Source organism: Flavobacterium hydrophilum, from assembly GCF_003202405.1.
GTDB lineage: Bacteria > Bacteroidota > Bacteroidia > Flavobacteriales > Flavobacteriaceae > Flavobacterium > Flavobacterium hydrophilum.
The window spans coordinates 1,824,007-1,843,247 of the sequence record NZ_QJHL01000001.1; the positions used below are offsets into that span (position 1 = coordinate 1,824,007).

17 protein-coding genes are annotated in these 19,241 nt (G+C 31.5%); 10 read left to right on the plus strand and 7 right to left on the minus strand.

The window, feature by feature from the left end:
• Nucleotides 1-28: 28 nt before the first annotated feature.
• The 4 genes from DMB68_RS07015 to DMB68_RS07030 form a co-directional block, all read right to left on the minus strand.
• Nucleotides 29-1,105, minus strand: a complete 1,077-nt coding sequence (locus DMB68_RS07015; protein ID WP_110345895.1) for a Ppx/GppA phosphatase family protein — start codon at nucleotides 1,103-1,105, stop codon at nucleotides 29-31.
• An 85-nt stretch (nucleotides 1,106-1,190) separates the two neighbouring features.
• Nucleotides 1,191-2,465, minus strand: coding sequence for an MFS transporter (locus DMB68_RS07020; protein ID WP_110345896.1), 1,275 nt, complete (start codon nucleotides 2,463-2,465; stop codon nucleotides 1,191-1,193).
• Nucleotides 2,466-2,553: 88 nt separating this feature from the next.
• A complete protein-coding gene (locus tag DMB68_RS07025; RefSeq protein ID WP_110345897.1) occupies nucleotides 2,554-3,537 on the minus strand; it encodes a BstXI family restriction endonuclease in 984 nt (327 codons plus the stop codon).
• 538 nt (nucleotides 3,538-4,075) lie between these two features.
• The gene (locus tag DMB68_RS07030; RefSeq protein WP_110345898.1) at nucleotides 4,076-4,822 is read right to left on the minus strand and encodes a hypothetical protein; all 747 of its coding nucleotides are present in this window, start codon (nucleotides 4,820-4,822) and stop codon (nucleotides 4,076-4,078) included.
• Nucleotides 4,823-5,380: 558 nt separating this feature from the next.
• Between DMB68_RS07030 and DMB68_RS07035 the strand changes: the two genes are divergently transcribed.
• The 8 genes from DMB68_RS07035 to hmpA all read left to right on the plus strand — a co-directional run bounded on the left by DMB68_RS07035 (nucleotide 5,381) and on the right by hmpA (nucleotide 11,779).
• Nucleotides 5,381-5,971: a Crp/Fnr family transcriptional regulator gene (locus tag DMB68_RS07035; protein ID WP_110345899.1), complete on the plus strand. Its 591-nt coding sequence runs from the start codon at nucleotides 5,381-5,383 to the stop codon at nucleotides 5,969-5,971.
• Between the two features lie 76 nt (nucleotides 5,972-6,047).
• Nucleotides 6,048-6,635, plus strand: a complete 588-nt coding sequence (locus DMB68_RS07040; RefSeq protein WP_110345900.1) for an NAD(P)H-dependent oxidoreductase — start codon at nucleotides 6,048-6,050, stop codon at nucleotides 6,633-6,635.
• Nucleotides 6,636-6,659: 24 nt separating this feature from the next.
• Complete coding sequence (locus DMB68_RS07045; RefSeq protein ID WP_110345901.1) at nucleotides 6,660-6,881, plus strand: 2TM domain-containing protein; 222 nt, start codon at nucleotides 6,660-6,662, stop codon at nucleotides 6,879-6,881.
• A 5-nt stretch (nucleotides 6,882-6,886) separates the two neighbouring features.
• Complete coding sequence (locus DMB68_RS07050; RefSeq protein WP_110345902.1) at nucleotides 6,887-7,609, plus strand: putative quinol monooxygenase; 723 nt, start codon at nucleotides 6,887-6,889, stop codon at nucleotides 7,607-7,609.
• Nucleotides 7,610-7,652: 43 nt separating this feature from the next.
• Nucleotides 7,653-8,474: a DJ-1/PfpI/YhbO family deglycase/protease gene (locus DMB68_RS07055; RefSeq protein WP_110345903.1), complete on the plus strand. Its 822-nt coding sequence runs from the start codon at nucleotides 7,653-7,655 to the stop codon at nucleotides 8,472-8,474.
• Between the two features lie 137 nt (nucleotides 8,475-8,611).
• Entirely contained in the window at nucleotides 8,612-9,655 is a 1,044-nt protein-coding gene (locus DMB68_RS07060) for an adenylate/guanylate cyclase domain-containing protein (RefSeq protein WP_110345904.1), read from the plus strand.
• Nucleotides 9,656-9,675: 20 nt separating this feature from the next.
• Nucleotides 9,676-10,308, plus strand: coding sequence for an NAD(P)H-binding protein (locus DMB68_RS07065; protein ID WP_110345905.1), 633 nt, complete (start codon nucleotides 9,676-9,678; stop codon nucleotides 10,306-10,308).
• Between the two features lie 259 nt (nucleotides 10,309-10,567).
• Nucleotides 10,568-11,779: an NO-inducible flavohemoprotein gene (gene hmpA, locus DMB68_RS07070; protein ID WP_110345906.1), complete on the plus strand. Its 1,212-nt coding sequence runs from the start codon at nucleotides 10,568-10,570 to the stop codon at nucleotides 11,777-11,779.
• A gap of 330 nt (nucleotides 11,780-12,109) precedes the next feature.
• Here hmpA and DMB68_RS07080 read toward each other — a convergent pair whose 3' ends face one another.
• Nucleotides 12,110-12,727: a hypothetical protein gene (locus DMB68_RS07080; protein ID WP_110345908.1), complete on the minus strand. Its 618-nt coding sequence runs from the start codon at nucleotides 12,725-12,727 to the stop codon at nucleotides 12,110-12,112.
• Between the two features lie 285 nt (nucleotides 12,728-13,012).
• Here DMB68_RS07080 and DMB68_RS07085 point away from each other — a divergent pair, with 285 nt between their 5' ends.
• A complete protein-coding gene (locus DMB68_RS07085) occupies nucleotides 13,013-13,996 on the plus strand; it encodes an SDR family NAD(P)-dependent oxidoreductase (protein ID WP_110345909.1) in 984 nt (327 codons plus the stop codon).
• Between the two features lie 176 nt (nucleotides 13,997-14,172).
• Here the strand turns inward: DMB68_RS07085 and DMB68_RS07090 are convergent, their stop codons facing one another.
• Together DMB68_RS07090 and DMB68_RS23350 are read right to left on the minus strand one after the other, a co-directional pair.
• Nucleotides 14,173-14,685 carry a PRC-barrel domain-containing protein gene (locus DMB68_RS07090; RefSeq protein ID WP_110345910.1) on the minus strand — a complete coding sequence of 171 codons (513 nt, stop codon included), beginning with the start codon at nucleotides 14,683-14,685 and terminating at the stop codon, nucleotides 14,173-14,175.
• Nucleotides 14,686-14,709: 24 nt separating this feature from the next.
• Complete coding sequence (locus tag DMB68_RS23350) at nucleotides 14,710-14,874, minus strand: hypothetical protein (RefSeq protein WP_165830106.1); 165 nt, start codon at nucleotides 14,872-14,874, stop codon at nucleotides 14,710-14,712.
• Nucleotides 14,875-15,373: 499 nt separating this feature from the next.
• Between DMB68_RS23350 and DMB68_RS07095 the strand changes: the two genes are divergently transcribed.
• A complete protein-coding gene (locus tag DMB68_RS07095; RefSeq protein WP_110345911.1) occupies nucleotides 15,374-19,039 on the plus strand; it encodes a hybrid sensor histidine kinase/response regulator transcription factor in 3,666 nt (1,221 codons plus the stop codon).
• The last annotated feature ends 202 nt before the right edge of the window (nucleotides 19,040-19,241 follow it).

The window sequence follows — 19,241 nt, forward strand, 5'->3', positions numbered from 1 at the left end:
CTATCTATTATTTAAAAATAAGTTGATTTTAATGGATGTTTTTTGCTCTTTTTGCAGAATCAGCAATATAGGAAAGCAACCATGCCATTTGTCCCTGCTTTGTGAAATAGATTTTTTTAGATTTTGCATCGGGTATTTTTTCTAATAAAGTCAGTAATAGTGAATTTGTTGCAATTAGGTGCTTTTGGGAATAGGTTTTCAATACTTTCTCAACATCCTTATTTTGTGATGCTAACGCTTCAAATTTTGCATAATCAGTCTTTATCATTGTATCGTAAGCCTGAACATCCTTAATCTCAAATGGACTAAAATTAGCTACTGCACCGTTTCCTTTATAAAGTGTGTAAAATGCCCAAACTGATCCTCCGGACATGTATATTTTTTCTTTGCTAAAAATTTGCGGGCTTTGCAGATATAATAAATCTATTTTTTCTCTTAATTCAGGCATCTCTTTAGACAATAATTCATTAAATTCAGTAATCGAATCGGCTTTGCCTTTTTTGTTTATTCCCTCTGTAAAAGTTACAGTTCCTAAATCTAATGTTATGGGATAAAATTTCAAAATATCTTCATCATCTAATTCCATCACATATCCTCCCTTAGTATTTCCTCCGCCTATATCAAGAATTAAAGAATCTGAATATTCTTTTGGCGGAATACATCCTTTTAACAATAGCTTCGCTTCTGTTTCAGAGGAAATTATTGTTACATTAACGTTGGTAAATACATATAATCTTTGAAGTAATATATCTATATTTTTTGCCATTCCAACCCCAGAGGATACTACAATAAAAATATTTTTTTCTTCAATTTTGTATTCCTTAAGTAATTTGGTGTAATTTTTCACCACCACATTAAAAGTGGTGTCAATATCATTTGCAGCTAATTTACCATCAAGGGCTATCCCCTTTGCAATAGCAACATTTTCTGTCCAAAAATTTACTACTTCGTATTTTCCTTTTTTAATGTTTTGGACGTTTATTACCGACATTTTTACTCCCTTGCTTCCTATCTCAATTCCGGCATAAAGCTCTTGTGAAATTAAACTCGGAGAAATTAAAAAAATAAAAATAATTATGGCTTTTAGTGCTATATATTTTTTCATCTTATATATTTTTTTTGATCGCTATGAGTATTTCATTTTTATTCTGGCATTAAATAAATCAAATTCTTTTGTACCAAAGAAAATATCATTTTTTGCTTTTATCAACAAAAATAGATTGGACGATTTTTATTTTAGTTTCAATTTTTTCTTTTTCAACTATTTTTACCAACCAATAACAAAGCGAAATTGCCAATAAGCCTATTAAACTCATAAATATGAAGTCTGCCCTGTAACTTGCATAGGCAACAATTTCTAAACCTGTCTTAGCGCTTAGAACATGTGCAAGACTGAAGCTCATTGTAAAAACTGACATGTATCTTCCCTCCTGCTTATTATGTGATCTGGTCATTGCAAATGAATTTGAAAAAGGAAAAGTTAACATTACCCCAAGTGTCATAAAAAACATCATTAAGTACAATATTCCATACCAATTGTCATTCAATAACAATAGAACATAACTAAGTACCATAAATGATAAACCAACCATGATAACATTCAGCTTATTCATTTTCTTTTTTTCTACATAATTAACTATAGGTAATTCAAACAGCAATGTTAGTATACCGCTAAAACTTAAAAGTAAACCACTGCTTACTTCTGATAAATTAAACTGTTCTTTGTGATACAGGGTTAGTGTAGTAAATACCTGAAAATACATAATGCCTGTTATAAGCGAAACGAACATATGGGTTAGAAAAGTTTTATCTTTTAATATTGCATATTTATCTACTCCAATGTTATTTGTTTTGAGTTTAAAAGGAAGCTTTCTTTCTTTCACTAAAAGAACAAAAACTAAAACTGCCAGAATACATGTTGCTGCATCTACATAAAAGAGATATTTATAACCTATTAATATAATTATAACACCACCTAAAGGAGGGCCAAATAAAAAGCCCAGGCTTGTTGCTGCCCTCACCAAAGCCAACGCCCTTGTTTTGTTTTCTTTTCGGGTATATGTATTTAAAGACACCAACATTGCCGGTCTGAACATATCTGCAATAGTTGTTAATAGCAGAATTGAAATACAAAATCCTTCAAATGATGTTGTATATTGTAGCATAAAGAAGATTAGTCCGCTCCCAAAAAGACTGACTATCATTACTTTATAAAATCCAATTTTATCAGATAACACTCCACTTAACCAGGTACCAATAAAAGAACCAACACCAAAACAAACCATAACCCAACCAATCTGATTATATTCAAAATGCAAATTCTCTCTCATGTATTTTGAGAGAAATGGAATAACCATTGTTCCTGTTCTGTTTATGAAGGTTATTAATGTTAAAATCCAAATTTCTTTTGGAAAACCACTATAATTTTCTAAGTAATTTTTTCTTAAGACGCTAATTATTTCCATTTTTTGATGTTTTATATTTTTAATACACTTTTAAATAAATCAAAAAGACTACTTTTTAAATCGCTATTCGGGTTTATATTTTATAAAATTAATTGGATGAATCCTTGTTGAAAATAATAGTATTTACCACTACTTCTTTCATCCATTTAATGGTTTCGATTACTCCCGTTTCTTTACAAATCATATTGCAGTTTTGATGCCCCCAAGCCAAATTATAAGGAGAATGATTGAATTCTCCGATTTTAAGCTGATTAATATAAAAAAGGTTTATCGGATCAATATCTTTATAGGCATCTGATTTCTCGTCAGATTCAAAGAAGTTAAGAAGAAAAGCTTCTGCGCTTATTTTTTTTAAACAAAGGGGACAAATTGTATTTTTAGCATTATCAATAATTCGAGTCTTGTAAAGTCGATCAGTATTAGATAATTTTTGATTATTACAAGTGTTGCTTATAACTGTCATTCGATTTTCAATCTCATTTTCAGTCATTCCGGCACTAAGTGCTACTTCTTTGGAATTATAACAAAGCCAAAATAAATATTCTAATTGTAAATGACAGGATTTTATCGTTAAAAGAGAGGCATATTCAGCAACTCTGATTCCGGCACCTTTACATTTGCTTGTATTAAACCCAAGAATAATCTTTTCTTCGTTTTTGAAAGGTGACGATAATATTCTTGCAACAAAATGACCGTCTATAGGAGATGCTCTTTTTTCGGCTACAGTAAGCTTATTTTTGTAAGGATTGAATTCATTCCATTGTGCCCATGTCTCATAAAACAAGATGGCATTGACGCCAAGTTTTAACTTATTGGTTTTCATCACAATTGGCGTTTCAGGATTTGTGTAATAATCTTCAGGACTAATTATAACGATAAAACCACTTTCAAACCTATTCGAAGCGAAAACGGAAATATCAAACAGATTAATTGATTCAAATGGTATTAAAACAGTACCATTTCTGTTTGCTCTGTTTTGAAAAATCACATCATCATTCGCGCTTCTGGTTTGTCCGGTTTTGTAAATTTTACTTTGCAGTAAACGAGGTAGTTTGGGTAGTCGTTTTGCCATATTTCATTGTAGGTTGATTATTTATTATAAACGCAGATATAAAAAATACAATAACAAAAACTATTGTAAAAAATAAATCCATAATCTGATGGTTTAGCAATTTTAATACAGTAAGATTAAATCATAGGCATGTGAATTTGTTAAATTGAGTAATGATATCAAATTGAGGAACTAAAAAACAATTATAAATATCCTAAGTTTTTTTTTACAATAATAAACAATTATTATTGTAATTGTGGAACTTTTTTTTCAAAATTAAATTACTATTTATTTTTCCCACGAACAACTTATCTAAACAAATAAGATATATTTTAAATTATAACCAAAATAAAACAACAATAATTATTAAAAATTAATTTTTACATATACAAATAACTTTTCATTAACAAATACCTAAATTATTAAATATTCTAATTAATTAAACATTTGTTAAAATAAAATAGTTAATTCATATCAAAAAGATGCCGTATTTTGCTTTTAAAAAGAATTCTGAAATATTGTGAAATTTAATATTGAAAAACGAATCAATAAACCGCTATCATTGACATATATAGATATTGTTTATCTTATCATACTTTGAATTATTGCACCATTTGTCAAATCGGATAATATATGAAGTGTTGTTTATTTGTTCTTTAACATCAAACAAAGCACTTACAGCATTTTCATAGGTTAAGTATTTTCCAATACATGTTCTGTAGGAATTTTGACGATACCAAATGTCAACATTTTTAAATCCTTTATTTAGAGATTTTGCCTGTTCAAATTTTGCACCTTTTAAATTTGCATCTCCACCTGCCACAATTGTCCAGTAAAAAGTGTCATCGGTTTTTATTATTGTATCGGTTTTTATTTGTTGCTTTTTTAGTTGTTTTAGTTGCTCAAAAGTATTTTCAACTTTTAGTTTGTCGGCAATAAATCTTTTCCTTCTAAAACTTAGAATTTTAGCAGAATCCAGTGAGAGTAAGCCATTATCCTGAAACACAAGCAGCATATCAGAGAACTCTTCATAATTTTTTGCTTCTGTTGCCTTTAATAAAAGAGTTGACTGAAATTTTTTATCTTCCAATTCTGTAATAGCTTTATTGTCATAATACTTTAAAACAATTCCAGTGATCAAAGTTATAAGTCCTCCTACAATTGAAATGACCACAGGAGTGAAAATTGTTTTACTTCTTTGTTCCTGAATTTTCAAATCAAGTTCCTTTTTTTTGAGTTCAAGTTCTTCAATTTGAACTTGGTGTTCTAACTCAAATCGCTTAATATCAAGTTCATCTTTTGTCATTTTATTAGTTTATTAGTTGTTAAAAAACAATTTCATTTTACAAAGTTCAGGGTTAACAGTATCACCCAGGCCTTGCCCATAATTTGCTCATACACAAAATAAACATTCAACAATCTATTCAATTTTAGAATGTTTGCTACATTTTATACCTTCTCAAAAATAACTAAGGTAGTTTTCACATCAATAAGGGTTTATACCTGTTTTTCCATACATAATAAAAATTAATATTAAAGATGATAATTAAAGAGAAAAATATTTATTTTCAAACACAAATCATAATGTTTTAATGAACTAAACCAAGCCACACTATCAAATAAAAAGTCCAAAATCAGGCATATTCGCACAGTATTTGTTGCCTGCAAACGGTAACCAATTTGATATATATTACGGCCTAATGGCATCAGTCAAATACAATATCAAACCTAAAATATAACTATACCAATTAACGCAAAGCAATCAGCATAGTCATAAAAAAATATATTTTCAACATACAATTCTTAAATACGTACGAATTAAAAAAATATATTTTTTAATTTTAGTTATCAGAAGGCAGCTAATATGGAATCAAACAATAAGATTTTTTTAGAGTCGGTTAAGAAACTTTGTCCTCAGGTAAGTGATGATGAACTTTCTCAGTTTGCTTCAAAATTAAGTTTTGAAGAGCTCAATAAAAAAGACTTTTTTCTTCAGTGTGAAAAAGTCCAAAAATCAATAGGTTTTATCGCAGAAGGTCTGGTTCGTTCTTCTTTTACAGACAAAAACGGAAATGAAATCACAGTTGGTTTTTATGCTGAAGGTGATTATGCTACACATTATGCTTCTTTTTTGGTACAACAGCCCAGTAAATATTCTATTCAGTGTCTTGAACCTACTACGATGGTTTGTCTTTCTTATGCTGATTTGCAATGGATATATAAAAACTTGCCGGGCTTTGAAAAATATGGACGATTAGTTGCCGAAGAAATTCTAAAACGTCAACAGGCTCGTATTGAAAGTTTTATATTTCAAACTGCCGAAGAGCGTTATCTTGATTTTATTAAAAGTCATTCAGATCTATTTAACCGAATATCCGTTTCACAACTCTGTAGTTTTTTAGGCATCGAAAGACAATCATTAACCAGAATTCGCCAGAAACTAGCTCATAAATAAAATTTTGACACATTTGTGTCAGGAACAGCCTTCCTTTATTTAAAATCTTTGCAGTGTAAAATTAAAACATATTGCAATGAAAACGAATATCTTATTACTACTAGGACATCCTTCTGAAAATTCTTTTTGTAATGCATTGTTAGACGCTTACAGAAAAGGAGTTGAAACTACAGGAGCAAACTGCAAAACATTATACATCTCTAAACTGGATTTTAATGTAAATCTTGCCGACGGATATAAAACAGAACAAACTTTACCTCTCGAAGAAGATTTAATTCATTCTCAGGAATTGATCTCATGGGCAGACCATATCGTTTTGGCTTATCCTAATTGGTGGGGATTCATGCCCGCTATCACTAAAGGATTTATAGACAGAATCTTTATGCCTGGTTTTGCATTCAGACATCATTCTGGAAAAATTTTCCCTGAAAAACTTTTAAAAGGAAAAAGTTTAAGACTGCTCATCACTATGGATACTCCAAAATGGTGGTTTTATCTGATCTATCGTGCCTCTCAATATCAAATCCTTAAAGACATTATATTCGGTTACGTAGGATTTGACCCAATCCGCTTTTCAACATTTGGCTGCATGAGAAAATCAACTGAAAAACTAAGAAATAAATGGTTGAAAAAAACAGAAGAATTAGGAAAACAACTTAAATAATTATCAATTAATAAAATCAACATTATGAAAAATTTAGCAAATGATTACACAGTTAATCACAATCCGGCAAAAGGTTTTAGAATTCACTTATTAGTATTTGTATTCACTATTCCGGCAATTTGGATAATATGGTTCTTTACAGACAGAACTTATCCCTGGCCAGCATGGCAGACTACGGTGTGGGCAATAGGTTTACTTTTTCATTATTTGGGAATTTTTGTATTCAAAAAAACAAATAAAAATTAAAAGTTATGACAACAAGAAATTTAATAGGTTTTGCAGCTTTGATTCTATTCACGAGCTCATTGGCGACATCTCAAAATAAAACACCTGTTTCCAGGATTACATGTTACGAAGTCAAAAAAGAGGATCAGGAGAATTTCAAAAAAGCCATAAGTAATTATGTTTTAAAATCTCTTTCAGATGAAAATAACATTATGTCTGAAGCTTATTTTGAACAGGAAAATCAAAATGTAATCTGGTTATTCGAACGTTGGAAAAATCAAACCGCGTTCGAAAAACTCAGAAAGAATCCATTATCAAAAATGATAAAAGCTTTAGCAAAAACGTCATTGATAAGGCCTGAAAAAGTAATTGATATCAACGATTTAGAACCTCTTTCTAAAGAACAATGGCGTAAAACCAGTAAGAAAAAAGAGCATCAGTTAACGATTATGCTTTTTATAGATGCAAAGGCCGGAACCGAAGAAAGTTTCAAAACGATTTATCATAAAGCGATGCCGGAATTTAGAAGTGAATCCGGAGTAGTTACCTATCAATTATCACAGTTTGTTGATGATAAAACACAGTTTGTGACTTTTGAAAAATTCAGAAGTAACGATGCTTTTCAATATCATCTCCATTTTCCGCCCATTCAGCCCGTGCTTGATTACTTAAATACAAGTATAAAAAAGCCACCGTTTCAAGATGCAATCCACAACTTAATCGAATTTTCGCCGCTTTTTCGTGAATGAAAAAATTAGTAAAAATAATTAGTATCAATTAAAAATTTTAAAAATGAAAACAATTAAAATTATTGCTGCAGGTATTATTACATTATTTACCACAGCAAACGTAGAAAGTCAAACAATAGTAAAAACAAAAGAAATGAATGTAAATTATGCCAATGAACTGGACATTGTAAATCAATTATCAACTCAGTCTGCAGTTGTTAATATGCCGGTAACAAAATTATTGAAAGCTCCCGGAAACGAAGCATTAAAAGCTTTTTTCTTTACTCCGGTAAAAAACAAATCACTTCTAAAAGGAAAAAAAATAGCCGTTTTGGTTGCAGATGGTTTTGAAGAAATCGAATTAACAGGTCCTGTTTGGTATTTTAGAGAATTAGGTGCAGAGGTAGAAATCGTTGCTCCAAAATTCAATCCTGCACCGGAAAGATACGGACTCGTTTTTCCTGAAATGGCTAATACACATGTTATGGCAATTCAGTATTTACAGCCAGTGGGCTGGTTAAAATTTGATCATACTGCAGATCAGATCAAAGTAAGCGATTATGATGCAGTATTTATTCCCGGTGGCGCCTGGAATCCGGATAATCTTCGTTATGATAAAGATGTCATCAAATTTATTCAGGATTTTAACAAAGCAGGAAAATTGATTGCCGCCATTTGCCATGCTCCCGTTGTTTTGGCTTCTGCCGATATTTTGAAAGGAAGAAAATTAACCGGATACTGGAACATTCAGGTGGACTTAAAAAACGCCGGCGGAACAGTACTAGAACAATCTGTTGTAACAGACAGAAACATCATCACCAGCAGACACCCCATTGATGTTGCAGATTTTTCTAAAGCGGTAGAAAACTGGTTAATTAAAAAGTAATTGGTTAATTGTTAAAGATTTGATAGTGGAAGAAATAACTTTTTCCACTATCAAAATCATCAAAAAAATAATATTCTGTATATCTTTTGATTAGCTTTGAAGTTATTAAACAGCTATAGAGTAATCAATTTTGAAATATGGAATTGCCGAAAGTACATTTTTATAAAAAATATGATTTGATCTTTAAAGCCATTGTTGCCGGTGGATTACTGGGTTTACTTTATAGCGCAGTTAGCAATGCTGGTTCTTATTACAATCATTTGAAGTTACTGCCGGGAACATTAATCGGAATTTCGATTGGTTTTGTGGTGATTGCTTTTGAGAAGTCATTTATAAGATTAAATAACTATTCTTTTATAAAATCTACACTTTTAAAAGCATTTATTTACAGTTTTTGTATAATACTCTTTTTGATTTTGTTTGTAGTTATTTTTACAGAATTACTCGGACATATTTCATATCAGGAAGCTATTTTCAAATATTTTAAAAACCGCTTGTTTGAAGATTTTATATTTTCGCTTTTAGCATCCATTTTTTTGATTTTGTTTTTAGAAGTAAGCAGCTTGTTGAGCAGCAGATTTTTTTATAATTATTTTACGGGCAAATATCACCAGCCTGTTCAGGAAGAAAGAATTTTTATGTTTGTCGATGTCAAATCCTCCACAGCTATGGCAGAACAACTTGGCGATATTCGGTACAGCAGATTATTACAGGATTTATTTAATGATTTTACTGATGCCATTTTGGCTTCAAAAGCAGAAGTTTACCAGTACGCCGGAGATGAAATCATTCTTACCTGGAAAACGTCAACAGGATTAAAAGGCGAGCGATGTCTGTATTGCTTCTATTTGCTGAAAGAATGTATAAAACGTCGGGAAGAATATTATTTAGAAAATTACAATATAGTCCCCAAATTTAAAGCCGGAATGCACATTGGAAAAGCTGTAACAACCTTGGTTGGAAAAGTAAAAAAAGAAATTGTTTTTCATGGCGATCTTCTCAATACAACTTCGAGAATTCAATGCAAATGCAATGATTTTAACCATGATTTTGTTATTTCAGAAGAAATGAAAAATGCATTATCCCGGGATCTGCCTGTGATTTATATACATCAGGGAGAAATACTTTTAAGAGGAAAAGCAAATGCAATGAAATTATATACCGTTGATTTTAATTTTTGAACAACATTTAAAAAAACATTATGAAAGCACTAGTTATTGGAGCGACAGGTTCAACCGGAGAATTTCTGGTTGAAGAGCTTTTAAAAGATGCAGCTTACACCAATGTTATCATTTTTGTGAGAAGGGCAACTGGAAAGCAGAATCCTAAGTTAACAGAACACATTATAGACTTTTCTGCTATTGATAATTACAAAGATCTGATAGTTGGAGATGTTCTCTTTTCCTGTTTAGGAACAACGCTAAAAGCAGCCGGCTCAAAAGAAAATCAGCTTAAAATAGATTTTGATATTCCTGCAGCATTTGCCAGATTAGCCAAAGAGAACGGAATATCTTCGTTTGTACTTTTATCTTCTTATAATGCTTCGGCACAAAGCAACGTTTTTTATTCACAATTAAAAGGAAGATTAGAAGATAAGATTGAAGCGCTTCATTTTGAACAATATATTATTTTCAGACCCGGACTTCTTTTGCGCGAAGGTACAGATCGTCTGGGCGAAAAGATTATGGTAAAAGTTTTAAATGCATTAAACTCCATTGGTATCATGAGAAAATTTAAACCGTTGCCAACTTCACTTCTGGCAGAAAAATTAGCAAAAGCGCCAAAAACAGCCGCTAAAGGAATATCCATTTTTAGTTTAGAAGAAATATTTTAATTATGTGATGCAATGTCGATTTCACTAAGTTGGTAAATATTTTTTGTATCAAAAACCTCCCACAAGGATTTTGAAAATAATTGTAATCAGTACTTCATTCTGCATTATTTTGAAATTAATAAATATCGTTATTTCTATATTTTATGATTTCAATCATAAATTCAGGCTTCATAAGTGCTTTAAATTTGTAAATGCAGAAAACAAAGCGCTTTACAATACTGCATTCCAAATATTTAATACATGCTAAAAAAAGTAAATAATGAATAATTATCAAAAACAACTTATATCAGCCACAGTTCCAATTTTACGAGAAAGCGGTGAAGACCTTACCGATTATTTTTATGCACGAATGTTCAAACATCATCCTGAACTTAGAAATATGTTCAATATGGGGAACCAGGCAAACGGAAGACAAAAGTCAGCACTGGCCAACGCAGTATTGGCTTATGCCGAAAATATTGAAAATCCCAGTGTATTAATTGGCGTTCTTAAAGGAATAGGTTCTAAACACACCAGCCTGAACATCCAGCCCGAACAATATAAAATAGTAGGCACACACCTTATAGCATCGATAAAAGAAGTCATAGGCGAACCGGCAACAGATGAAATTCTTGAAGCATGGACTGTTGCTTTTTTTCAGCTTGCTGACATCATGATCAATGTAGAAAAAGGTTTATATGCTGAAAATTTATCAAAAGAAGGTGGCTGGAACGGATGGAGAAACTTTATTATAAAAAGAATAGAACAGGAATCTGCAGAAATTAAATCTTTTTATCTGTATCCGCAGGACGGGAAAGAAATTGCTAATTTTCATCCCGGACAATTTATAAGTGTTCAGGTTTTTATAGAAGAATTAAACCTGTTGCAACCGAGACAGTATAGCTTATCCACTTCTTATAATTCTGAATATTACAGAATATCTGTAAAAAAAGAAAACGGTATGAATTCTAATCCATCAGGAATGGTATCTAATGCAATGCATTTAAAATCAGAAGGAGATATAATTTCAATTTCTGCTCCGGCAGGTCTTTTTCATTTAGAAAAAGATTCTAAAAATCCGTTAGTATTGATAAGCGGAGGTGTTGGCTTTACCCCTATGCTGAGTATGCTGGAAACCAACATGAATGCTTTGCAAAACAAAAAAACAGTCTGGATCCATGGTTGTAGAAATGAGTCCGTACATGCATTTAAAAATCAGATTGAGGAGTTAAAACAAAATACAGAATGGCTGGAGACTCATACTTTTTATGATACATCTGAGGATGAAAAAAATCTTCCGGAAAACATATCTTTAGGACGCGTTGATCTACAAAAGTGCAGTGATTCGATTCTTATCGAAGGTGCTAAATTTTACATCTGTGGTCCTGAAATCTTTATAAAAAACCAATATGAAAGTCTGCTGAATCTAAACGTAAGTCGGGAAAATATTTTCTATGAAGAATTTGGTCCCCAACTAATTAATTTAAACTAAAACATTAGTAGTGAAAATATACCTTCGGGACTTTCTGTCAAAAGTGTTAAAAAATCTGATCACCACACTGTTCATAACACTCACATTAGCCTGTATTAATTGTAGTGACCAATCCGGATTTTTATTATTTTGGATGCGTTCCTGGGCAGTTGCAAGCTTAATTTCAATTTTTTTTACCTTTTTTATTTTTCCAAATAAAATGTAAATATAAAACTCTTCAATATTTATGAACATGCCCCAAAAAGTTAGATCTATTTGGGGCATTTTTTATGTTAACATATCTTTTATCAATAATAAAAATATATACAACAATATTTACACAGATTAAAATTAACCTAGGAAATGTTCTAATCTTCTTTTTAAAATATCCTCATTAATATGACCAAAATGCTGTCCTAAAATAGTATACTCATCATCAAAAATAATAAATGATGGTGTACCGCGTAACTGATTTAACGTAAAGGTTTCTGCAATTAATGGCATCTCCACATAATGTGATTTTATTTTTGCTACTAAGATTTCTTTTTCTGTTTTTGAAAAATTTGGAAAATTTGGAAGAGCATTACAAATTAATTCAATCTTATCTGAATTTATTAAGTGCTCAGAAGTTGTAATTCTGTCGAAAGCTACCGGAAATTTTATTTTTTCAGAATAGTTAGAAAGCTCATAATTTATAATATAATAATTTTTTGTTGCTCCGACTAATTTACCGTCGCCCAATAACAATTTTAAGTTTACTTCATTATTATATTCAAAATCTTCAAAAGCAGTTGCTACGCCTATAAAACCAACATCATTATGAAACGATTGATAAAGGTTATTAATTAAGGGAATACCATATATAAAACAACCGGGACAATTAACCTGAAATACAAATGCAATATTAACTTTATTTAATATAAATTCTCCTTGAACTAACTCCTGAATATTGAGATGAAATTTTGACATAAGTAAAATTGATTGATAAATTTGACATATAAGCTTGTAATACTAATTATAGGCCAAAGATAGCTGGAATTACTAACTAGTTTATGGTCCAGTTTTTACAGTAATTCATAAGTTCTTGCTTATCTATTCATAATCCTGTAAGAATGAAGAGTGATCATATAACATATAGTTTTATATTAAGCTTAAATTGCAAATTCAAACTTTTAAAAGTTATGAAATACTGAGGATTAAGATATTATAAGAGATTTTTACGGATTATATAAAAATATTATAATAACCAATAAAATGGAAGATATTAAAAAACACAGCAGTGGCCTTAAAGGAAAGACTGTTGTTATAACAGGAGCAAGCAGCGGTGTTGGCCGGGCTGCAGCAGAAGCTTTTGCGCTTGAAGGATGTAATATAATTGCCGTGGCAAGAGGTCAAAAAGGTATTAATGAAATACTTGAATATTGTCGCGTATTAAATGTTTTGGCTGTTGGTATATCTGCAGATGTTTCAATCGCTGAAGATGTTGAGAAAGTGACAGCAGAAGCCTTGGCTATTAATGGAAAAATCGATATCTGGGTAAATAATGCCGGAGTGATGGCCAGTGGAAAATTTGAAGAAATTCCATTGGAAATTCACCATCAGGTAATTAAAACCAATTTATTTGGATACCTGCACGGGGCTTACAATGCCTTGAAAATTTTTAAAAACCAAAATGAAGGCATTTTAATTAATAATGTATCTATCGGAGGGTTCATGCCTGCACCATATAGTGCTGTATACTCTGCTACCAAATACGGAATTAGAGGTATGATGGAGTGCCTGCAAGGCGAAATATCGAATCGAAAGCATATTCATATTTGCAATTTATATCCGCAATTACAAAATTCTACAGGTAATTTGCACTCTGCCAAGTATTCTGGTTTTGATATGAAAATTCCATTTATTGCTTCTGATCCGCATGATACTGCAAGTAAAATGGTGGAATTGGCAAAACATCCGCAAAAAGACTTGTTTCCCGATTTAAGAGCTGCAGCACTCACGAATACTTACCGATTATTCCCAAAACTTGTAATAAATACAGCATCTGCAGCCCTTCGAATGAAAATGAAACTTAATCATGATAAGAAAGATGATTCTGGTAATGTTCTGGAAAACTCTAAAGCTCCTTTACGTGTTTATGGAAATCCCCCATCAAAAAAAGCAAATAATCTACGTTTAGCGTTATTTGCCGGATTGGGTTTTGGTACCGCCTTGCTGCTAATGAGAAAGAGATCGTAATCGTTAATTGATTTCAGATATCTTTTTTTTGCATAAATTAATACAGACTTGATCTCTATTTATGTATGAATAGTTTCATTTTATATCAAAAAAGATCAAACATTCTTAGAAACGTTTGATCTTTTTATATATGCTTATAATTGCTTTTGTTGTATAAATCGCCTCCATAAGCAGCATTAATGGCTATCAAATTCTCTGCGATTGTAAAAAGAATCATCATCGCTTTCAGATTCAAAACGGGACTGATCCTCAGGATAGTAAGATTTCATTACTCTTCGTTCATAATTTCTGTCAAAATTATCATGCTGATTATATCTGTTTGTTTTTCTAAACGTATTATATCCTATACTATTAGCCATGACAATTTTCGTATCTTTATTTATGCTGACAGATCCAATAGGTATGATGATATGACTGTCTCCATCCTTATAAATAAATTCCCTTCCATTGTCTCCTGCTATAGCATCATGCACCTCATTTTTGCTGTCCTCTATTAACGCTTTATCCACGTTAACATCAAGATAAACAACACGCTTCATATCTTTATTAACCCAGAGATTGTCTATTTTTCCTATAGTCCGGTTGTCTGCATCTACTATTTTCCATCCTCTCACATCAGAGTAATTCGAAGCAATTTTATAACCAGAAAGTTCGTCTAATCTGTATAAATTTCTATCTTTATTTTCCATACATCCTATTTTTAATATTATAAATTATTTAATGGTGTCTGCACTTGTAGTGTTTTCGATTGTTGACGTGTTTTCTACTCGTGTTTCATTATCTTTTAAAAAGACAAAGTAAATAATTGCTGCAAGTAACAGAACTACTATAACCCACGGCCATAAAGGCTTCTTTTTCTCAATTTTAATTTCTGCCATAACTTTTTTTTATAATTAACATTTTAAAGTATATTAAAGGTACAAACGAGAGTGAACTAAGAAGTATTAAATTTCAGCCAGAATTTATACAATTTCCAGTAGCTTATAAATTTAAAATGGAGTGACTTATGAATAAAAGAAGCGTTCTGTTTTTTTTCAAACAGGAACATAATTATTTCTGAATGCTAAAATTTAGAAATTTGGATTAATGTAAAAATGAGTTTTTGTAATTCTGGTGTAAAGACTTTTCTAACTTTGACACGATCAATTTTGTCGTTAAAATAAACCTTCCTTTGAATATTTGAGAACACAAAATTAAATTAAAGATATTCATGAATTAAAGACGCTGTAATTGGTATATTTGGAAAATTGATTCACCTGTGGAATAATGTTTATGCCAGAATTTGAATTACATGATAGTTTATAAGGTCCGTTATAAAATTCAAATAATAAATTTATCCAACAAGTTAACCAACAGTAAAAGGCCGGATTAAATAATATGCAAACAGAAAGTCGTAAAAATAATTATAGTTTTTTTTTAATTATCTACTTTGTGTGTTTAACGGGTTTAAATGCACAAAATCTTTTTTTTGAAAAAATTACCGGAAGAGAAGTAAATCCCGTAACTCAAATACACGGTATTGCAAAAGATTCTGTAGGTTATATCTGGATCGGAAGCTGGAATGGAGCTTACAGATACGACGGCAAAACATTTGACTTTTATTATCACAATCCAAACGATAATACATCGCTCCCTAACAATCGGATACGAAATATTATTTCTGATAAAAAAACAGGGCTTTGGTTTTTAACCTTTGACAATAAATATGTAAAATTCAATTACAAACTAAATTCTTTTAAAATTGTCAATTTTGCTAATGTTCCTAAATCTGTCGTCAAAGATCTTGGCAGCAATTCTAATGCTCTAAACAGAAATAAAATTGTAGACGGAAAAAGATATTTTTTATCCTCTCACCTCTTCACCTCACATGATCTGAGCTTAGCAAAAGAGATTCAGTATACAGCCAATATCAACCACCCTGGAAGTTTACTGGATGATTATATAACTGATTTTTTTATTGATAATCAGAATATTATTTGGCTCGGAACCAGAGGCGGAGATATTTATAAAGCCAATCCGAACCGCAATCCTTTTGAACTGCATTACAGTTTTAGAAAAGGAAGCGGCAATACCAAATTGGCAACTGTCAGAGCGGTAACAAAATCCGAAGAAAAAGTTTGGCTTGGTACTGATGAAGGGATTCTGATTTACAAAAATAATGAACAGGATTCTAACGATCCTTTTTATAAATCCAACAGCAGTATTAAGAATGTACGCAGTTTACTGAGAGACAATAAAGGCCGAATCTGGATTGGAGGAATCACCGGACTTGAATGCTATGACCCTAAAACGAACCGGTGCAAAGCCGTAATCAATAAAGAATTGGCTCCCAAATTAGAAACATGGTCTATATTTTCTTTGGAATCTATTGGTTCTGATTACTTGTGGGTTGGTCTTTATAACGGAATAGCACGTATTAACTTAGTCGATGACAGCATCCGGTTTTTTAATTTGTCAAAAGAGATCAATGAACACAGCGTAATGGATATTTTGTCTGTCAGTAATAATGAACTCTGGCTGGCAACAGAAGGTAATGGTATTGTACGTGTAAAATTAGATTCTAAAAGCATGGTATCTAATGCAGTTCCGCTAAATTCATTCCGGAAAAATCTCAATTATAAAACTTCAGATAATATCATATTTGCATTACATAAAGACAAACGCGGAAATATCTGGGCAGGAACCAGCGAAGGATTAAACAAAATTTCCACCTCTGTCAGTACTATGCGGATTGAAAAAATCCAGCTTCTTTCTGAAATTCCAAATTCATACATATCTTCTATAACGGATGACAGTCAGGGAAATCTTTGGATTGCACACAAACAGGGAATTTCAATGATTGATGTTGCTTCGAATAAAGTTTCAAATTACCAGAAAGAAGACCGGTTTGGCTTATGGACCTTTTCAGAAAGAGCTGTCTATAAAGATCCTTTAGAAAAGAAAATATATTTTGGCGATAAAAACGGATATGTAGCTTTTAATCCCAATGAAATTAAAACGGCAGAAGCGAATAATAAACTTGTTTTTAAATCTTTGTATTTAGTCAATGAAAAGGTGATTCCGATGAAGCTCATTAATGGAAAAAAAGTGCTTTCAAAGGACCTTTCGCAAACCAAAGAAATTCAACTCGATTATGAAAACCGAAGTTTTACAATAGAATTTGCTTCCCTGAATTACAACAGAACCAATAAAGAAATCTTCGAATATAAGCTCGAAGGCTATGACGATAAATGGATAAAAACCAGTTCCGGTAAAGTAATTTACAACAAAATACCACCGGGAAACTATATTTTTAAAGTCCGAATAATTTCCCCGAATGATACAAAATCCCCAATCCACACTTTAGAAGTAAACATTAGTGCGCCATGGTATGATACACTTCTTGCTAAGATGCTGCTTGTAGTACTCATAATTGGTTTTGTTTATTGGTTTTTTAAAGAGATTTTGTACAGAGACCGCCTAAAAAACGAAATCAAACTGGCAAGGCTGAATACAGAAAAGCAGGAAGAATTGAATAGGGAGAAATTAGAGTTCTTTACCAATATTTCCCATGATTTAAAAACGCCGCTAACACTGATTGCCGATCCAATAAAACAGCTGGAAAATAAAAATTTATCAGTAAATGAGAAGACACTTTATTTTTCAATAATCAACAGAAATTTAAACTATCTGACAAGGTTAATCCAGCAGATTTTAGATTTCAGAAAATCAGAAATTGGAAGATTAAAATTAAATTCCAGCACACAGAATTTTAATATATTCATCGAAGAATGTTACGACACTTTTAAATATATAGCAGACAAACGCAATATCGATTTTACGCTTGAAATAGAAAAAGAACCTCTGAATTGTTATTTAGATTTCGAAAAAACAGATCAGATTCTGATCAATATAATATCCAATGCCTTAAAATATACACCCGATGGAGGTACTGTTTTGCTTTCAGCGTATTTGAACGGTACAAGAAGTGCATTGGAAATCACTGTTCAGGATAATGGTATTGGTATAGACGCAAAAGAATTAGAAAAAATATTTGAACCTTTTAATAATTCAGGCCCCAATCCTTTTCACGGATATTCTTCAGGAATTGGTCTATCATTAACAAAGAGTCTTGTTGAATTTTTAGATGGAACAATTTCCATTAAAAGCACTGTAGGACAAGGAACAACTGTTATTATTTCATTGCCTTTTAACGCTTCATCAGATACGTCTATTAACCGAAGTAAAGAAATACTAATTGAACCTTTAGAAGACAAATCGCCTGATAATTTAACGATTATACAAGATGAAACCAATAAACTAACAGTGCTTCTAGTTGAGGACAATCCTGATGTTCAGGCTTATTTGAATAATGAACTATCAAATGAGTATATCATAATTCAGGAATACAATGGAAAAAAAGGCCTTGAAACAGCTATACAGACCATTCCTGATATCATTATTTCAGACGTAATGATGCCGGAAATGGAGGGAACTGAACTATGTAAAGAACTCAAAATGAACGAAAACACCTGTCACATCCCAATCATCTTATTAACGGCAAAAGGATCTGATGAAAATCAGATTGAGGGGTATGAATTAGGTGCCGAAGCTTATGTGATGAAGCCTTTCAGCGTCGAAGTCTTAAAAGCTCAGATTAAAAGCGTTCTGGACAACAGACTCATTCTCCAAAATAAATTAGCTCACATCAATAGTATCAGTCAGCTTCAGGTGGAATCACCGAACCTAGACAAGGTTTTCCTTGCGAAAACTGTTGAAATAATCAGCTCACATATCGAAGAAACCGATTTTAGTGCTGAAATACTGGCAAATGAATTAAAAATCAGCCAGAGACAATTATACAGAAAAATAAAGGCCGTTAGCGGTTCTACTGTTCACGAATTTATTACAAAAGTCAGAATGGATCATGCTGAAAATCTTCTGAAAAATTCGGATCTCAGTATTTCGCAGATTGCCTATAAAGTTGGTTTTTCAGAAGCTTCTAATTTTTCAAGAACATTTTCGAAACATTTTGGCTGCAGCCCTTCGCAATATGGCAAATAACAATAGCCATTTTACATTTTACATTTTACATTTTACATTTTACATTTTACATTTTACATTTCACATTAAACACTTAAATTTCAGATTAATACATCCAAAAAACACTTTCTTATCATAACCTGACATGGCAGAATATGATATGTATTGGCAATCTTTGATAGCAGAAAAACAGCGTATAAAACTAAATTTGCTAAAGCTTCTT

Bases quoted from the DNA above. Each gene is read 5' to 3' on its own strand.
- DMB68_RS07015 (WP_110345895.1), bottom strand. From the start codon at position 1,105: ATGAAAAAATATATAGCACTAAAAGCCATAATTATTTTTATTTTTTTA.
- DMB68_RS07020 (WP_110345896.1), bottom strand. From the start codon at position 2,465: ATGGAAATAATTAGCGTCTTAAGAAAAAATTACTTAGAAAATTATAGT.
- DMB68_RS07025 (WP_110345897.1), bottom strand. From the start codon at position 3,537: ATGGCAAAACGACTACCCAAACTACCTCGTTTACTGCAAAGTAAAATT.
- DMB68_RS07030 (WP_110345898.1), bottom strand. From the start codon at position 4,822: ATGACAAAAGATGAACTTGATATTAAGCGATTTGAGTTAGAACACCAA.
- DMB68_RS07035 (WP_110345899.1), top strand. From the start codon at position 5,381: ATGGAATCAAACAATAAGATTTTTTTAGAGTCGGTTAAGAAACTTTGT.
- DMB68_RS07040 (WP_110345900.1), top strand. From the start codon at position 6,048: ATGAAAACGAATATCTTATTACTACTAGGACATCCTTCTGAAAATTCT.
- DMB68_RS07045 (WP_110345901.1), top strand. From the start codon at position 6,660: ATGAAAAATTTAGCAAATGATTACACAGTTAATCACAATCCGGCAAAA.
- DMB68_RS07050 (WP_110345902.1), top strand. From the start codon at position 6,887: ATGACAACAAGAAATTTAATAGGTTTTGCAGCTTTGATTCTATTCACG.
- DMB68_RS07055 (WP_110345903.1), top strand. From the start codon at position 7,653: ATGAAAACAATTAAAATTATTGCTGCAGGTATTATTACATTATTTACC.
- DMB68_RS07060 (WP_110345904.1), top strand. From the start codon at position 8,612: ATGGAATTGCCGAAAGTACATTTTTATAAAAAATATGATTTGATCTTT.
- DMB68_RS07065 (WP_110345905.1), top strand. From the start codon at position 9,676: ATGAAAGCACTAGTTATTGGAGCGACAGGTTCAACCGGAGAATTTCTG.
- hmpA (WP_110345906.1), top strand. From the start codon at position 10,568: ATGAATAATTATCAAAAACAACTTATATCAGCCACAGTTCCAATTTTA.
- DMB68_RS07080 (WP_110345908.1), bottom strand. From the start codon at position 12,727: ATGTCAAAATTTCATCTCAATATTCAGGAGTTAGTTCAAGGAGAATTT.
- DMB68_RS07085 (WP_110345909.1), top strand. From the start codon at position 13,013: ATGGAAGATATTAAAAAACACAGCAGTGGCCTTAAAGGAAAGACTGTT.
- DMB68_RS07090 (WP_110345910.1), bottom strand. From the start codon at position 14,685: ATGGAAAATAAAGATAGAAATTTATACAGATTAGACGAACTTTCTGGT.
- DMB68_RS23350 (WP_165830106.1), bottom strand. From the start codon at position 14,874: ATGGCAGAAATTAAAATTGAGAAAAAGAAGCCTTTATGGCCGTGGGTT.
- DMB68_RS07095 (WP_110345911.1), top strand. From the start codon at position 15,374: ATGCAAACAGAAAGTCGTAAAAATAATTATAGTTTTTTTTTAATTATC.